Source organism: Yersinia alsatica (assembly GCF_902170305.1).
Taxonomy (GTDB): domain Bacteria; phylum Pseudomonadota; class Gammaproteobacteria; order Enterobacterales; family Enterobacteriaceae; genus Yersinia; species Yersinia alsatica.
Window position 1 is genome coordinate 195,717 of record NZ_CABHWW010000009.1, and the last position, 17,113, is coordinate 212,829.

A 17,113-nucleotide genomic window follows, 5' to 3' on the forward strand; every position below is an offset into this window, starting at 1 on the left:
TATTGGTGGTGGTACCTCTAATGAGTGTAGTCAACGACCTATACTCCACCAACATAATGCAAATTTGGCGCAGATTAAATTACAGTAAACGGCAGATCTCTGCTTCCCAGCGATACCCCATACCATAAACCGCACGAATAAACGGTTTCTCGCCATCAAGAGCCTCCAACTTACGCCGCAGATTCTTGATATGGCTGTCGATAGTGCGGTCGGTCACCACGCGGTAATCGTCATACAGATTATTTAATAGCTGCTCACGGCTAAACACATGTCCTGGTTGGGTGGCCAGTATTTTCAGTAGACGAAACTCCGCCGGAGTCAGTTCCAGCAAATGGCCCTGATAGCTGGCTTGAAAGCGCGACTCATCAATCAATAGCGGTGCGCTATCACTTGGCTGCTCGCGTTGTTGCTGGCAGCGGCGCAGAATGGTTTTGACCCGCGCCACCACTTCCCGTGGGCTATAAGGTTTACAGATATAGTCATCAGCACCAATCTCCAGCCCCAATAAGCGGTCAATTTCTTCCGTTTTGGCCGTGACCATCATGATCGGCACATCAGAAAAACGACGAATCTCACGGCAAATGCTGATGCCGTCGGTACCGGGTAACATTAAATCCAGCAAAATGATCGATGGTGGTGCTTGGCGCACCGCGCCGACCACCTCGCTACCATGGGTCAACCATTGGGTGCGATAACCCGCAGCTTGCAGGTAATCAACCAATAACTGGCCGAGCTTAGGTTCATCTTCAACAATCAATACGTAACCAGACTGGCTGGCAGACTGAAGCGGCTCGTGCATTGCAATGAATTACCCTATGGGATTGAGTAGAGGAAATACTACCGTAATCCGCAGGCCACCCAAAGGTGAATGTTCAGCACTGATTTTACCGCCATGGGCCTCGACGATATTGTGGCAAATCGCCAAGCCCAGCCCAGAGCCACCACTGGCACGGTTACGCGAGCTTTCAGTGCGATAAAAACGTTCAAAAATACGCTGCAGTTGCTCGTCACTCAGGCCGGGTTTACTGTCTTGCCACACGAGCGTTAATGTCTCTTCTTGCTGCGCTGAAAGATGAAGCTTGGCAAAAATTTCTAGCTGCCCACCCTCATTGGTGTAGCGCAGGCTATTTTCCAGCAAATTGTGAAATAGCTGATTCAGCCGGTCAGGATCACCAAACATGATTGCGTGTTCAGGCATATGGGTGGTGATCAGCATATTTTTACTTTGGAAACGGCCACGAAAACTGGCAATCGCGATTTGCAGTAGCCGCACGGCATCCAACTGGGTTTTGCGGTAGGCGAGTGCGCCGCGGTCAGACATCGATAACTGGTGCAGGTCATTGACCAGCTTGGTCAGAATCCCAACCTCTGCTTGTAGCGAAATCAACGACTCAGGTGTTGGCTGGCGCACACCATCTTGCAGTGCTTCCAGCTCACCGCGCAATACCGCCAGTGGGGTGCGCAATTCATGGGAGACATCCGCCATAAAGTCACGTCGCATTTGCTCGTTTTTTTCCAGCGAGCTGGCAAGCTGGTTAAAATCCTGAGCCAGACGGCCCAGTTCATCACGGCTGCTAACGGCCACTCGAGCACTGAAATCACCGGCCGCCAGCCGATGGGTGCCTTCCACCAGGCGCTTGACTGGGGCTAACATTCCTCGCGATAAAATCCAGGTGACAGCTGCGGCCAATAAGGTCGATAGGCCGACAATTATCCAGCTGGTGCGGCGCTGTTGTTGATCAAAGTTAATGTCGGCATTGCGCGTCAGTTTTTCCGGTGGCGTGGACATCACCCAGCCAACTACCTGTTTATTCACGGTTATCGCCCGGCGGCTAGCTTCTTTCGGCAATTGACCGGTGTGCCCGACCAGAAGATTGTGGCGATTATCCACCACCCAGAATTGGGAGCGCCAACCGCGCGGCGGCATGCTGCGGCTATTATCATTACTTTGGTCTAACGAGCGCATTATCTGATAAACCACTTGATCATTGTTGCGCAGAAAATCCCAATTACCATAGTGCTGATACTGCACTTCGAGGGCATCCCCCAGCATATTGATCCGCTGCTCATTACTTTGCTTTATATAATCGATAAAACCGCGCTCGAAGCTGGCTCTGATGCCCCAATGCATAGTGATCAACACCAGCATGCAAGTGGCAAATATGGCCATAAACAGTTTTCCGGTGATGCCGATTCTCATTCTTTTTCCACCTGTTTATCGGTTGGCCGGTTGGCGCGTCAAATTGCGGTTAGTGCCAGTGTCAGGTGGCACTCGGTTAAAAATTAACGCTGGCAGGGCAATAATGATCGCCATACACAAGTAGCTGTAGAGGAACGCACTGTGCGTCGCTGGGGTATTTGTTACCACCTGATTGTGAGCAAATATGCCAAGCAGAATCCCGGCGGTGCTGACCCCCAGGCTCATGGACAGTTGCATAACCATTGATAGCAGACTGTTGCCGCTGCTGGCCAAGCGGTTCGGCAAATCTTTCAGGGTTAAGGTATTCATAGTGGAGAAGCGCAAGGCATTCAGCATTCCCTGGAAAAATAGCACTACCGGCAGCAGTAATGTCCAGCCCATCAAGGCCACCATCGGGAAGCTTAAACTGACCAGCGCGAGTAATAATGTGGCGCTGACCAGCACCCGCCGGTAACCGAATCGATTGACGACGCGCACGATAATTCGCTTCATACCCATACTGCCGATAATCATCGGGATCATCATTAGCCCGGCATGGAAAGGGGTAAATCCTAGCCCGATTTGCAGGAAGACCGGAGTCATAAACGGCAACATGCCACTGCCGATACGCGCGGTCATACTGGCTGTCAGGCCAAGAGCATAAGATTTATTTTTGAATAACCGCAGTGAAAACAGTGCCGAGCTGTTGCCTCTGGCATGCCACCAATAACCCACCAGCGCCGCAATACCACACAGCACCAAACCGACAATCGCCAGCGGTGGCAGCCCCAATCCCTTGTGACCATCTAATGCCAGTGTCAGGGTCGCCATGCCAATGGCCAGCATAATAAAGCCGCTGATATCAAAACGCCGGGTGCGCATGGTGTAATTTGGCATCAGAATTAGGGTTGCCAGTGCGCCAATCACGCCGACGGGTAAGTTAATCAGGAAAATCCAGTGCCAACTGGCATACTGCACCAGAAACCCGCCCAATGCCGGGCCGACCAGTGGCCCAATTTGACCGGGCAGTGTGACGAAGGCCATCGCCGACATATATTGCTCGCGTGGGACGATTTTCATGACGGTTAGGCGACCTACCGGCACCATCATTGCACCGCCGACTCCTTGGATCACGCGAGAAGAGATCAATTCATTCAAGGTTTCGGATTGCGCGCACATCAGTGAGCCGAGGGTAAATAAGATAATCGCCGAGAAGAAAATCCATTTCACGCCGATGCGATCAGCCAGCCAACCACTGGCGGGCAGCATCACTGCCACCGTCAATACATAAGAGACAATCACCGACTGCATGCGCAACGGATTCTCGCCCAGACTGGCTGCCATTGAGGGCAGGGCGGTGTTGACGATGGTGGTATCCAGCGTCTGCATGAAGAAGCCGAAGGCAACTATCCACAGTTGCCATCGTATACCCGTCATCTTTCAACCCGCCGATGCGTTGGCTGCATTGGTTCACCCGAATTACTTACCGGTGTAAGCTCATCGGGCTTCACTTTCTTGCCGCCTTCCTGCACGTTGAAATCTATTGGGTATACCATATTTATCATTCCAGTCTCATCAACGGCTGCTTACTAAAGCGGCTGCGGAGTCGGTCAAAATAGAGGTAAACCACCGGCGTGGTATACAAGGTGAGCAACTGGCTCATCACTAACCCGCCGACAATGGTTATCCCCAACGGTTGGCGTAATTCCGTGCCGTCGCCACTACCCAATACCAGCGGTAAAGCTCCGAATAATGCCGCCAGTGTGGTCATCATAATCGGCCTGAAACGCAATAGACTGGCTTGAAAAATAGCCTCGCGGGCACTGAGATTGCCATTGCGTTGTGCATTAAGGGCAAAATCCACCATCATAATGGCGTTCTTTTTCACAATACCAATCAATAACATAATGCCGATAAGGGCGATTAGACTAAAGGGCGCATTGAACAACTCCAGCGCCAGCAATGCCCCAACACCCGCAGAGGGCAGTGTTGATAGAATGGTCAGAGGATGAACATAACTTTCATACAAAATCCCCAGCACGATATACACCGTGGCAATCGCCGCCATAATCAGCCACAGCTGAGATTTCAAGGTTTCCTGGAACACCTGCGCGGTGCCGCTAAATGTGCCGCGCACACTGGCAGGAACCCCCAGTTCAGTCATGGCCCGCTCGACAGCATCGGTCGCCGCAGAAAGGCTGCCCCCTTCCGGTAAGTTAAATGAGATAGTCGACGAGGCAGATAAACCTTGGTGATTCACTGCCAATGGAGCATTGGCTGGCCGCCACTTGGCAAAATAGGACAGTGGAATTGATTGGCCTTCACTATTAATCACAAACATTTTGTCCAGCGAACTGACATCCTGCGTGTATTGAGGCGCGACTTCCATTACCACCTTGTATTGGTTTAGCGGCTGGTAAATGGTCGAGATCTGCCGTTGACCAAAGGCATTATTAAGCAGGGCGTTGGCGTCGGAGACATCAATACCCAGCCGTGCCATGGTTTCGCGATCATAAGTCAGGGCAACTTCGGAGCCTTTATCTTGTTGATCGGAGTTAACATCAGCCAGCTCGGGTAATTTTGCTAATGCAATCCGGACTTTGGGCTCCCATTCCCGCAGCGCTGCCAGATCGTCAGCCAACAACGTAAATTGATAACTGGCATTGGCTTGGCGGCCGCCGACTCGAATATCTTGTACCGGTGCCAAAAACAGACTGGCGCCCGGCTCTTTGGCTAATTTGGCGCGCAAGCGAGTGATTATTTGCTGGGCACTTTCGCGGCGTTCACTCAGTGGTTTGAGGGAGATAAACATTGAGCCGCTGTTGGTGCGAGAACCGCCAGTAAAACCGGTCACATTATCGACAGCGGGATCATCATGAACTATCTTCATGAAATCTTTCAGTTTCTGCTGCATCGCCTGGAACGAAATACTTTGGTCAGCTTGAATAAACCCCATCATGCGGCCGGTATCTTGTTCAGGGAAAAAGGTTTTCGGGATGCTGATATAGAGCCAGACATTCAGTGCAATAGTGGAAAGCAGCACGACCATTACCCAGCGTGCATGGCCCAACACCCAATTCAGTGAGCGACCATAACCTTGCTGAATACTGAGCAGCACTTTACCAAAGCCACGAATCCGCTGCTGCTGACCAACTGGCTGCGCGCGCAGTAAATGGGCGCACATCATCGGGGTTAGTGTCAGAGAAATGACCAGCGAAATACCAATCGCCACCGACAGGGTAACAGCAAACTCGCGGAATAAGCGGCCCGGTAACCCTTCCATCAACAGCAACGGAATAAACACCGCCACCAGAGAAATACTCATCGATAGCACGGTAAAACCGACTTCACGCACCCCCTGTAGCGCGGCAACCATCGGCTTCACTCCCGCCTCCAGATGGCGGGAAATATTCTCCAATACCACGATGGCATCGTCGACCACAAAACCAGTGGCGATGGTCAGCGCCATCAGCGACAGGTTATTGAGACTGAAGCCGCACAGGTACATGGCGGCAAAGGTACCGATCAGTGAAACCGGCACGGCAACCGCAGGGATCAGTGTGGCTCGGCCTGATCGCAGGAACAGGAACACCACCAGGATCACCAAGGCGACAGCAATGATCAGCGATTGCTCCACTTCATCCAGTGAGGCACGAATAGTGGGGGATCGATCTTGAGCAATACTCAATTGAATGGAGGCCGGGATCGAGGCCCGCAGCGCAGGGAGTTCCGCCCGAATCCTATCGACCGTGGCGATAATATTTGCCCCCGGCTCACGGCTAATCACCAGCAACACGGCGGGTTTGCCATCAGACATCCCGGCATTGCGGACATCCTGTACCGAGTCGATGACATTGGCGACATCCTGCAATCGTACCGCCGCGCCATTGTTGTAGTTAATCACCAGTGGGCGATAACCCTCGGCGGTTTTGATCTCATCATTGGCCTGAACTTGCCAGTGCTGTTGGCTGTCGTCAATTGAACCTTGTGGGCGACGAACGTTGGCAGCACTGATGGCTTGGCGGACGGCATCCAGTGACACGCCCTGATTGAACAGCGCACTAGGGTTTAACTCGACACGCACCGCTGGCAAGGAACTCCCGCCGACGGTGACATCACTGACCCCCTCGGTTTGGGCAATTTTCTGTGCCAGTTTGGTGGAGGCAAAGTCATACAATTGCCCCTGAGTGAAGGTATCTGAGGTCAGTGTCATTATCATGATCGGTGCATCAGACGGGTTCATCTTGCGATAGGTCGGGCGATTTGGCATCCCAGACGGCAGCAAGCTTTGGGCGGCATTAAGAGCGGCCTGCACGTCACGGGCTGCGCCGTTAATATCACGATTAAGATCAAATTGCAGAATGATCCGCGTACTGCCCAGTGAACTGGTCGAGGTCATTTCATTGACCCCGGCTATTCTTCCCAAGGCGCGTTCCAGTGGAGTTGCAATGGATGACGCCATGGTTTCTGGATCCGCACCGGGCATCGAGGCACTCACCGCAATCACTGGGTAATCCACCTGTGGCAGCGGCGATACCGGCAATAGACTAAAACCGATAATACCGCTGAGGGTGATGGCCAGTGTGAGCAGAATAGTGGCTACCGGGCGCTGGATGAACAGAGCAAAGAATTTCACTGTGGTTCCCTTCCATGTGGCAATTCAGGCAGGGGATCCGATGAATCAATGTCCTCATTATGGTGGCGACCTTTACCGTGAGTGTTGCGTGCCAGCTTATCGAATAACAGATAGATAACCGGCGTGGTAAACAGCGTCAGTACCTGACTGACGATCAGCCCGCCGACCATACAGACCCCCAGTGGCTGGCGTAGCTCGGCCCCGGTTCCGGTACTGAGCATCAAGGGCAGGGCACCAAACAGTGCTGCCAAGGTGGTCATCAGAATTGGACGGAAACGCAGCAAACAGGCTTGATAGATAGCATCATATGGCGTCATGCCCTGATCTCGCTCGGCGGCCAGCGCAAAGTCGATCATCATGATGGCATTCTTTTTCACGATACCAATCAACAAGATAATCCCGATGATGGCGATTACATCAAGCTCATTACCCGTCAGCATCAGTGCCAGCAAAGCTCCGACACCGGCAGTTGGCAGCGTTGACAAGATAGTGACCGGATGAATAAAGCTTTCATACAACACACCGAGCACGATATACATTGCCACGATAGCGGCGATAATCAGCCATAGCGTCCCGCCCAATGCCGCCTGAAACGCCAGTGTAGAGCCTTGGAAGCGCGTCATAATATCGGCGGGCAACTGGATGGCTTTCTCAGCTTGCGTCACCGCAGTGACGGCTTCACCCAGAGAATAGCCGTGCGCCAGGTTAAATGAGATGGTGGCTGACGGGAACTGATTCAAATGGTTGATAGATAGCGGCCCGAAACGCTCTTCAATGGTGGCGATGCTGCTTAATGGCACCCCTTTGCCATCACTGCCAGTCAGGCGGATATCATTGAATGCAGCCAGACCTGGTGTGGCTTTCACGTCATGTTCCAGCACCACCCGATATTGATTAGCTTGGGTGTAAATGGTGGAGATAAGCCGCTGACCAAAAGCGTTATATAGCGCGCTGTCGATAGCCGACATGGTGATCCCCAAGCGGCTGGCACTGTCACGATCGACATTAACAAACGCCACTAGTCCTTGATCCTGCCAGTCGCTGGTAACATCTTGGAAAGGTGCTTGCTGTTGCAACTCATTGATAAGCTTCGGAACCCAAGTGCTCAGTTCCTCCAGCGACGTCGCTTGCAGGGTAAATTGATATTGCGTACGGCTCAGTTGGGTATCAATGGTCAAATCTTGTACCGGCTGCAAATAGAGTTTGATCCCCGGAATACCGGCAACACTCTGCTGAAGGCGAGGAATAATTTCGGAGACACGATCCTCGCGGCTGCTTAACGGCTTAAGGTTAATCTGCAACCGGCCATTGTTAAGTGTGGCATTAGTGCCATCGACGCCAACAAATGAGGTCAGACTTTCGACCGCCGGATCTTTCAGAATAATGGCCGCGACCTGTTGCTGGCGTTCAGCCATATTACTGAAGGAAACTGATTGTGGTGCCTCCAGAGTGCCCTGAATCAGGCCATTGTCTTGCAATGGGAAAAAGCCTTTGGGGATCAGCAAGTAAAGGATCACCGTCAGCACCAAAGTACTGAGCGCCACACTCAATGTTAGCCATTGATGATTCAGCACTTTTTTCAGTGCTACCGCATAGTGGGCAATGACCCAATCAAAGAATTTCTCACTGGCACGGGACAGGCGGTTCTGTTTGCGCAGTGATTCATAGCTCAGCATGCGCGCGCACATCATCGGCGTTAGTGTTAAGGAAACCACGGCAGAAATCAGAATGGCTACCGCCAATGTGACCGCAAATTCACGGAACAGCCGGCCCACGATATCCCCCATAAATAGCAGCGGAATCAATACTGCAATTAATGAGAAAGTCAGTGAAATAATAGTAAATCCAATCTCACCGGCCCCTTTCAGCGCGGCATCCAGGGGTTTTTCACCTTTCTCGATATAGCGGGAGATATTCTCAATCACCACGATGGCATCATCGACCACAAAACCGGTAGCAATGGTCAATGCCATTAGCGTCAGGTTGTTGATTGAGAAGCCGAGAAAATACATGGCGGCAAAGGTTCCGACCAGTGATAGCGGCACCGCGATACTGGGGATAATCGTGGCTGCGGCGTTACGCAGGAACAGATAAATCACCATCACCACTAATGCAATCGCCAGCAGCAACTCAAACTGCACATCACTGACTGAGGCGCGGATGGTGGTGGTGCGGTCAGTCAGGACTTTGACATCAACCGATTTAGGCAGACTTTTGATCAGTTCTGGCAGCATCTCGCGGATACTGTCAGCGGTCTCTATCACGTTCACCCCTGGCTGGCGCTGGATATTCAGCACGATGGCCTGCTGAGTGTTGGCCCAGGCGGCCAGTTTGTTGTTTTCGGCACCTTGTTCAATGGTGGCGACATCCTGCAACCGGACTGGTGCCCCATTTTGGTAAGCCACGATCAGGTCGCGATAATCCTCAGCGGATTTCATCTGGTCATTGGCAGACAGTGTGACCGAGCGGGTCGGCCCATCCAGACTACCTTTGGCTGAGTTGACGTTGGCATTGCTGATGGCGGTGCGGATGGTTTCACTGTCCAGCCCTAATGCCGCGACTGCTGGGGCATTGAGTTTCACTCGCACCGCAGGGCGCTGGCCGCCAGAAATGGTGACCAGCCCGACCCCGGTGACTTGCGAGATTTTCTGCGCAATGCGGGTTTCAACCATATCTTCCACTTGCGTCATCGGAATTGCAGTGGAAGTGACTGCCAATGTCAGAATTGGCGGATCAGCCGGGTTAACTTTGCTGTAAATCGGCGGATAAGGCAGGTCAGTCGGCAACAGATTGGTGGCCGAGTTAATCGCCGCCTGCACCTCTTGCTCCGCCACATCTAATGGCAGAGTCAGTTGGAATTGCAGCGTAATAACCGACGCGCCGCCTGAGCTTTGCGACGCCATCTGTTTGAGGCCAGACATCTGGCCAAACTGACGTTCCAATGGCGCAGTAATGGACGATGTCACCACATCCGGGCTAGCGCCGGGATAGAGTGTCACTACCTGAATAGTCGGATAATCAACTTCCGGCAGGGCTGAAACCGGCAAAGCACGGTAACCAATAATCCCAGCCAATAGAATGGCGACCATAAATAATGTTGTGGCAACCGGGCGCAGAATAAATAGCCGTGATGGCCCGCCACCGGGGGTTGGAGGCATCACTTGCATTAGGATTTCTCCGCAGCACGGTTAGCGCCAGCCGCTGCATCCGTTGCGGGTTTCTTGCCGCCCCGATGGTGAGTGGCTTTCTCTGTCGTGGCCGATTGGTCTGCCGCATCAGTTGGGGCGGCATTTGCTGAACGCGGCGTGACGACCTCAACCTGTAAACCTTCCGTCAGACGATCAATACCGTCGGTAACCACACGCTGACCGGCATTCAGACCGGCGCTGATAACCACTTGTTTACTGTCCTGAATCCCGGTAGTCACCAGATGTTTGCTGACTTTATTCTCGTCATTTAAGGTCCAGACAAAGCTCCCTTCATTGCCCATCTGTACCGCAGCGGTAGGCACCACGACGGCATTTTGCAGTAAATCCACTTTGATACGGGCATTAACAAACTGATTCGGGAACAGCACATCATCTTCATTGGCGAAGCGGGCTTTCAGCTTAATGGTGCCGGTCGTGGTATCAATTTGGTTATCAATACTGAGCAGGTGACCTTGGGCTAGCATCTGTTTATTGGTGCGATCCCAAGCTTCAACTGGCACTGTTGTCTGGTTTTTTTCTGCATTTCTTTGAGCTTGCATGATATCCGGGATATCACTTTCCGGCAGGGTAAAGACCACATCAACCGGATGTGTTTGGGTGATCACCACAATCGGCGCAGTCGTACCGCTGGTAATATAATTACCAACATCGACTTGTTTTAGACCGACTTTACCGGAGATTGGCGCAGTTATGCGGCTATAAGTCAGTTGCAGCTTGGCACTATCAATCGCGCCTTGATCCGCTTTCACACTGCCTTCGCTCTGGCGTACTAATGAGGCCTGAGTATCAAGATCTTGTTGCGAAATCAGGCCGGTTTTAGCCAGTTTTTGATAGCGAGCCAGATCACGGCGAGCATTGTCGAGGGTGGCTTGGTCTTTGGCCAGTTGTCCTTGAGCTTGAGTCAGCAGGACTTCGTAAGGGCGCGGATCGATTTCCACCAGTAAGTCACCAGCATTGACCTGCTGGCCTTCGGTAAAGTGAATCGCCATCAGCTGACCATCAACCCGGCTGGTTACGGTGACCGTGTTGGCGGCAATCACCGTACCCAAACCGGTGAGATAACGCGGTACGGTTTGCTCGGTTGCTGTTGCTGCTTGTACCGGGGACATCGGCATATTACGGCGGCCACCTGCCCGTCCAGAGCCGCTGCCTCCAGCCGCTTGTTGCGCCCCGGGAGCGTTGGTTTCAGGGGTAGCATTGAAGTGACGCCAGACAAACACAGCAACAATAATAACCAGCACTATTCCCGCCAAGGTGAGTAACCGGGAAGTGCGTTTGGATTGAGCTTTCATTATGTCGAAGAGTCCCTTTTGATGTTCTGATTATTTGCACACGGGCGCAATAAGTAAGTTTTTGGATATGTTACTAGTTTAGCGGGGATTTACTGGAACAAAATGGAGGAAATATGAAAATAGTGTCAGGGTATGTGGGGAAAGTTTTTTAATTTTAGGGGATAAGAGGGGGATGGATCTGGTTTGGTTGATATTGGTTCAGGTGATCGGGTTTGGTTGTCGGGTATGGAGCTTAGTTTCGGTTGATATTGGTTTAGTGATCTGATTCGGTTGACATAAGATTAGCGACAACCTTACCTCCGATGCCTCAACCGCCAAAGGGGTCACAAGCGCGTGACCCCTTGTGGAATCCCCGCGCTTGCGCACGTATCGCTAGCCCACTGCGTGGGTGGCCCTCGACTCATCATTTCGCTGACGGTACGGTGTGATTCGCATCCCTGCTCAAGCACACCTCAACCCGCCGTCCATGGCGGGTTGCCCTGGCTACACTCTTCACTCGGCTGCTCAAATGTGCTTTAAAAAATTAAAGTCAAAACCATGGTTTTGATTTTGAATTTCTCTTTTGACGTTGAGCGCAATCGGGAATATTGCCGACAAGGATGGAGGGTAGAGTGAGCCGCCATGGACGGCGGCGAAAAGCGCGCTCGGGCAAGGATGCCCGTCGCGCTGGCTCGTGAAGCCCGAAAGACGCAGGAGGTTTACCCGTAGGGCAATATTTCGCGCAAGGCGCGGGTGTTGGGCCGCCGCCTTGCGGCCCGACTCGGTTGAGGCTACGGAGAACAGGTATTCACTAAATGAATATCAACCGAAACCAGATCCATTTTTATATAAACAAAACCGGATCACCGGAATCAATATCAACCGAAACCAGATCCATTTTTATATAAACAAAACCAGCTCACCTGAACCAATATCAACTTTTAACGAAAAAGCGTCTGCGCCCACCGCGCTAACCCTGCCGTCACGGAACCAAAATCATTACCGCCGACTAATGGAATCCCCGGCAACTGCTGCTGCAAGGCTGCTCGCAATAATGGGGAACGCGCGCTGCCGCCAGTCAGATAAATCACATCTGGCGTGATATGGCTGGTTGCCAGTGCCAGACTGACTTGCTCCTGAATCCGTTGCAGTGGCTGGGAAATCGATTCGGCCAGTTGCTGTTGGCTGATGGTTTGCCCCAACTCTGGCTGAACAAAATCCAGTACCGTGGCGACTTGCGCTTGCTCAGACAGCGCAATTTTGCTCTCTTCTGCGGCGCGCACCAGACGGTAGCTCAGGCGCTGCTGATACACTTTTAACAGGCGCTCAACTTGCTGCGGATTTGCGGCGTCGCGAATCAAATCACGCAGGAAACGCCCATTGACGGTGCTATAGAAGTCGCTCTGCGCCGGAACATCGTTGGTGGCAACCGCATTCCAGTAAGGCAATGACGGCATGGCAATGCCTTTTTCGGTCTCGCTGCCCAGTCCAAACAGTGGCATCAGTTGCTTAAAGGCTAACATAATATCCAGATCATTACCCCCGACGCGGCAGCCACTGTGACCCAACAGACTTTGTTGACGATCGGCCATACCTTGCCATTTTGGCCCCATCAGCAGCACTGAGCAGTCGGTAGTCCCCCCGCCGATATCCACCACCAGCACGGTTTTCTCTGTCGTTAATGTGGCTTCAAAGTCTAGCCCCGCAGCGACCGGCTCAAACTGGAAGGCGATATCACGAAAACCGGCACGTTGCGCGGCACGCAGTAAGATACCTTCAGCTTGTCGGTTGGCCTCTTCACCACCGGAACCCTGAAAGTTAACTGGGCGGCCAATGACAGTTTGGCTGATTTCTGCTGCCAACACGGATTCTGCCTGACGTTTAATATGGAACATCATGGCACAGACCAAGTCTTCAAACAGCGCCAACTGCTGAGGTTTCAAGCCATTAGCACCCAAAAAAGATTTAGGAGATTTAACAAAGTAAACTTCTTCGGGGTCTTCGATATATTGGGCTAATGCCGATAAGCCGAACATCAGGCTATCGGCAGACACCGGAATATCTTCTTCGCGATTGAACGCCATGGCCCGGCGTAATAGTTGCTGGTTTTCGTCACTGCCTGTTGGCACTTGCCAATAGCGGTGCAGGCACTCACTTACGGCTTCACGAGTGGGCGCACACAGCATGGATGGCAAATAGACGTCATTATTTTCCAGCGTCAGCAATTCGGGAGCATTATCCCGCATCACGGCAACCGAGCAGTTTGCTGTGCCGTAGTCAAATCCAATGAACATAATTGCTCCCCAGGCCAAATAAAAGGGGCCGACTTTACCCTAGAGTGAGCAGCGGAGCAATCGTCTCGGATTACTTGATAGCGAAATAGCCACTATTGAGTACTTCGGACAACGGTTGAGTACGACCAATAGTTTCGCCATCGGCTAAATCAACACCAATCGCAATCAACTTATTGAGGGTGGGAGGTAATTCTGCCGGGCCCGCCAGTGTGGCAATATTGGCCCGCTGTGCTGTGCCATTGATGATGGATACCAGCACTTCATCCATTTGATTGATATGAATATGAGCAATTAACTCACTGTTAAATTTGAGGTAATTAATAGTGTGCTCCGCCAGTAACTCAAAATCATTGAGATTATGACCAAACTCTTTAACTATTAATTTGCAGCCCAATTGTTGCAGTTTGGCGAGAAAATTCCCAATTGCAAACGGATATTGCAGCAAGGTGGACTCATCGACCATCCAATATAAACTTTGCGCTGGCAGCACAGTATTTTGGACTAAGGCAAGAAGTGACTGGCGGAAATCTTCTTTAAGCAGAGCCACTTCGGACAGCGGAATAGCCAGTGCCAGCCCTTTGTGATTAATCGCCTCGGCTTGTTCCACTAGCAGTTGCTCGCATACCCAATTGTCGACTTTGGCCCGCAAATTATACAGCAATGCGGCTTCCTCAAATGCAGACTGACTGACAATGATGCTCTGCGGCTGGTTAACCTCATAGCTGACCTGATAGAAGCATACCGACAGCGGCGTTTTAGGGGGCGCGGTTGGCGTGAGCTGTAGCGACAATTGGTTCTTGCTAAGAATATCTTCGATATCTTCTCTACTGAGCAGCTCGTGTTGCCGGGCCAGTAGCTGCTTTTGCCGTGGCTGATAGAGATAAACCTGCCCACGGCCACTGTGTTTGGCGGTGTAGCAGGCAATATCAGCCTGCGCCATAATTTCACTGCGCTGGCTGTTGCTGCTGCTAATTTGAGTCACTCCGGCACTGGCGCCTATACGATACAGCTTATTTTCCCAGTAGAAATGATAGCCATTGATCATGGATACCAGACTTTGAGTAATAGCTTTGGCGTGGGGGAGGGTGCAATTAAGCATTAGTAAGCCGAATTCATCACCACCCAGACGTGCAACACAATCACTGTTACGTAAATTCTGGCGCATTAACTGGCTGAGCTCTTTCAGCAAAGCATCCCCTGCTGGGTGCCCAGCCGAGTCATTAACTGCTTTAAAATAGTCCAAATCCAGGAAAGCCAGCGCATGCTGCTGGTTTTGGTCGACACTTTTCTGGATCGCCATTTTCAATTTATTTTCAAAATTGGCCCGGTTTGGCAAACCGGTCAGATTGTCATGTGACGCGCTATGGCTGAGTTTGCGCATCATGGCACGCGACTCGCCGACATCCTGGAAGACTAAAACGGCACCGACAATGCCCCCTTCCAGCGTTTTCAGCGGCGCTACCGACTCTTGAATGTCATAATACTGCCCATCACGATGATGCAATACCATCGACTCATTCAGTGAAGAGTAAGGGCGGTGGGTCAGACAATGCTCTATCGGATTGTCAATTTCTGGCCCATCCACGCCATTGGTCAGCTTGATAATCTGGTTGATGGGCTGGCCTAGCGCGATGGTATTGGCCCAACCGGTCATTTTCTCCGCGACCGGATTCATAAAGGTAATTTTCATTTCCTGATCGGTACACACCACGGCCTCACCGATGGAATCGAGCGTAATATGCAGCCGCTCCTTCTCTTCGTGCAGGGCTTCCGTCAGGTTTCTGATTTCAGTCATATCCAAGGTGGTGCCAATCACGCGCTGAATATTGCCATTTTTATCGCACACGATATTGGCCTGATTACGCAGGTGGACAATATCGCCGTTCGGCAAAAGTAGGCGAAACTCCAGCCGGTAGGGCTGGCGTTGATTGAGTGCGGCATTGTATTCATTGACGACATAATTGAAATCTTCTGGATGAATATATTGCTGCCAGATAGCCTCAGTCACCGGAGTATTCAGCGGAACATGGTAGAGTTCATACATCCGCTTATCCCAGCTGATCTGCTGTTTTTTCATATCTAATTCCCAGATACCAATGCCGCCCGCTTCATTGGCCAGGGTGATACGTTCCATCAAGCGCCGGTTGATGATTTCAGTCTTTTTCAGGTCATTGATATCTTCGACCTGAGAGATGTAATAGAGCGGCTGCTGCTCGTGATCCCGCACCACACTCACTACTAACAGCGCCCAGACTATCTCGCCATCACTGCGGATATAGCGCTTCTCCATCGAGTAGCTGGGGATACGGTCGTGATACAAATCATCCAGCAATTTCAGGTCGGCGGAGAGATCTTCCGGATGGGTAATCTGTTGGAAATTCAGAGTCAGTAAGGTTTCCTGACTGTAATCCAACAGTTTGCACAGCGCCTTATTTACCTGCATCCACTTGCCTTCCGGCGAGACCAGCGCCATGCCAATCGCCGAGTATTCCATGGCATTACGAAAGCGGTTTTCACTTTCAACGATATGCTCTTTTTCCATCCGGAACGAGTGCATCACCATGGCCATGGCATGTGGCGGAATAAGCACCATCAATAGCGGAATAAAAGAGAATGCCTGTACCGACATTTTGGGATCAGCCGGCAATGTAAATAGGTTGAAATTGATCATCATCGCAATCAGCAATGTGGCCAGAAAACAGACAGTAAAGGTTTCAAAACGGGGCAGTCGAATAGAGGTCCAGATCAAGGCCATAATCACGAAAGTGAAGGGGAATGGGAGATAAATCAAACCGATATAACAAGCGGTTAAGGATAATATCATCATCCACATCATATCGAATAGCGCTTTGGTTTTAGTCGCGATATTGAAGTAACCGCGGCGGTAAAGCAGGCCGACCGGCCCTAACGCCAGCATGCCGATGGCTTCGGACATAAACCATACTGTCAGTACTTGGGTGAAGTTCCCATTATGGGGCGACAAGTACCAGGCTGCCGCCAAACCACTCAATAGAGGGACAATAATGACGGTGCAAACCGAGAACTTGAGCCAACTGAACAGATTATTAAGCGGGTCTTTGGGTTGTAGAAGTTTGCGCAGTAACCATGCCCCCACCGCCGATTCTGCAAGATTGATAAATGTGAGTGGCAGCGGGAACCAACTGACGCCATATAAGATAAAATTAGCAGCAACAATGCAGATTCCTGCGGCCAATAATTGTAGCGACCAGTAGCGTATAGGATGGTGGAATAAAGCCACCATCAATACGGCGGTCGGGAACCATAAAGGGGCTAGATTTTCTGATTGTTCAGAGAGTCGGATACAAAAAATTGCGAGCAAAAACACTACTATACTAGTGATAGTAATGTGCAGAAGGGGCTTATTATCAGGTGTCGGTTTTTCAGCTGCGCTGAGATCCATATAACGCCTTATTTTGCTCGCAAGTATTTTGATTGTGATAGAAAAATCCACCACATAGCAATATACCGTTTTTAAAATACGGTCATATTCAATAGTTTAGTAT

The 17,113-nt window shown here is 51.4% G+C and carries 9 protein-coding genes; all 9 read right to left on the minus strand.

Going from position 1 to position 17,113, the window contains the following annotated elements; all coding sequences use genetic code 11:
- Window positions 1-79: 79 nt before the first annotated feature.
- Window positions 80-799, minus strand: a complete 720-nt coding sequence (gene baeR, locus FTA96_RS05650; RefSeq protein ID WP_050107968.1) for an envelope stress response regulator BaeR — start codon at window positions 797-799, stop codon at window positions 80-82.
- Between the two features lie 9 nt (window positions 800-808).
- Window positions 809-2,200, minus strand: coding sequence for an envelope stress sensor histidine kinase BaeS (gene baeS, locus FTA96_RS05655; RefSeq protein WP_050107966.1), 1,392 nt, complete (start codon window positions 2,198-2,200; stop codon window positions 809-811).
- 15 nt (window positions 2,201-2,215) lie between these two features.
- Complete coding sequence (mdtD, locus tag FTA96_RS05660; RefSeq protein ID WP_050107964.1) at window positions 2,216-3,616, minus strand: MFS transporter; 1,401 nt, start codon at window positions 3,614-3,616, stop codon at window positions 2,216-2,218.
- Entirely contained in the window at window positions 3,613-3,744 is a 132-nt protein-coding gene (locus tag FTA96_RS23660) for a hypothetical protein (RefSeq protein ID WP_261172618.1), read from the minus strand. Before FTA96_RS23660 ends, mdtD begins: the two co-directional genes overlap by 4 nt.
- The gene (gene mdtC / locus FTA96_RS05665) at window positions 3,741-6,815 is read right to left on the minus strand and encodes a multidrug efflux RND transporter permease subunit MdtC (RefSeq protein WP_145573322.1); all 3,075 of its coding nucleotides are present in this window, start codon (window positions 6,813-6,815) and stop codon (window positions 3,741-3,743) included. Before mdtC ends, FTA96_RS23660 begins: the two co-directional genes overlap by 4 nt.
- Window positions 6,812-9,982, minus strand: coding sequence for an MdtB/MuxB family multidrug efflux RND transporter permease subunit (locus FTA96_RS05670; protein WP_145573324.1), 3,171 nt, complete (start codon window positions 9,980-9,982; stop codon window positions 6,812-6,814). Before FTA96_RS05670 ends, mdtC begins: the two co-directional genes overlap by 4 nt.
- Window positions 9,982-11,316 (minus strand): MdtA/MuxA family multidrug efflux RND transporter periplasmic adaptor subunit, encoded by a 1,335-nt coding sequence (locus FTA96_RS05675; protein WP_145573326.1) that lies wholly within the window; start codon window positions 11,314-11,316, stop codon window positions 9,982-9,984. The genes FTA96_RS05670 and FTA96_RS05675 overlap by 1 nt, the downstream gene beginning before the upstream one ends.
- 920 nt (window positions 11,317-12,236) lie before the next feature.
- Window positions 12,237-13,589 (minus strand): molecular chaperone, encoded by a 1,353-nt coding sequence (gene yegD / locus FTA96_RS05685; protein WP_050136572.1) that lies wholly within the window; start codon window positions 13,587-13,589, stop codon window positions 12,237-12,239.
- A gap of 70 nt (window positions 13,590-13,659) precedes the next feature.
- Complete coding sequence (locus FTA96_RS05690; protein ID WP_050152513.1) at window positions 13,660-17,010, minus strand: diguanylate cyclase; 3,351 nt, start codon at window positions 17,008-17,010, stop codon at window positions 13,660-13,662.
- Window positions 17,011-17,113: the final 103 nt, after the last annotated feature.

What these genes read in the sequence shown, in the direction of transcription:
- baeS (WP_050107966.1), bottom strand. Translation starts at nt 2,200, where the DNA reads ATGAGAATCGGCATCACCGGAAAACTGTTTATGGCCATATTTGCCACT.
- yegD (WP_050136572.1), bottom strand. Translation starts at nt 13,589, where the DNA reads ATGTTCATTGGATTTGACTACGGCACAGCAAACTGCTCGGTTGCCGTG.
- FTA96_RS05675 (WP_145573326.1), bottom strand. Translation starts at nt 11,316, where the DNA reads ATGAAAGCTCAATCCAAACGCACTTCCCGGTTACTCACCTTGGCGGGA.
- baeR (WP_050107968.1), bottom strand. Translation starts at nt 799, where the DNA reads ATGCACGAGCCGCTTCAGTCTGCCAGCCAGTCTGGTTACGTATTGATT.
- FTA96_RS05690 (WP_050152513.1), bottom strand. Translation starts at nt 17,010, where the DNA reads ATGGATCTCAGCGCAGCTGAAAAACCGACACCTGATAATAAGCCCCTT.
- FTA96_RS05670 (WP_145573324.1), bottom strand. Translation starts at nt 9,982, where the DNA reads ATGCAAGTGATGCCTCCAACCCCCGGTGGCGGGCCATCACGGCTATTT.
- mdtD (WP_050107964.1), bottom strand. Translation starts at nt 3,616, where the DNA reads ATGACGGGTATACGATGGCAACTGTGGATAGTTGCCTTCGGCTTCTTC.
- FTA96_RS23660 (WP_261172618.1), bottom strand. Translation starts at nt 3,744, where the DNA reads ATGATAAATATGGTATACCCAATAGATTTCAACGTGCAGGAAGGCGGC.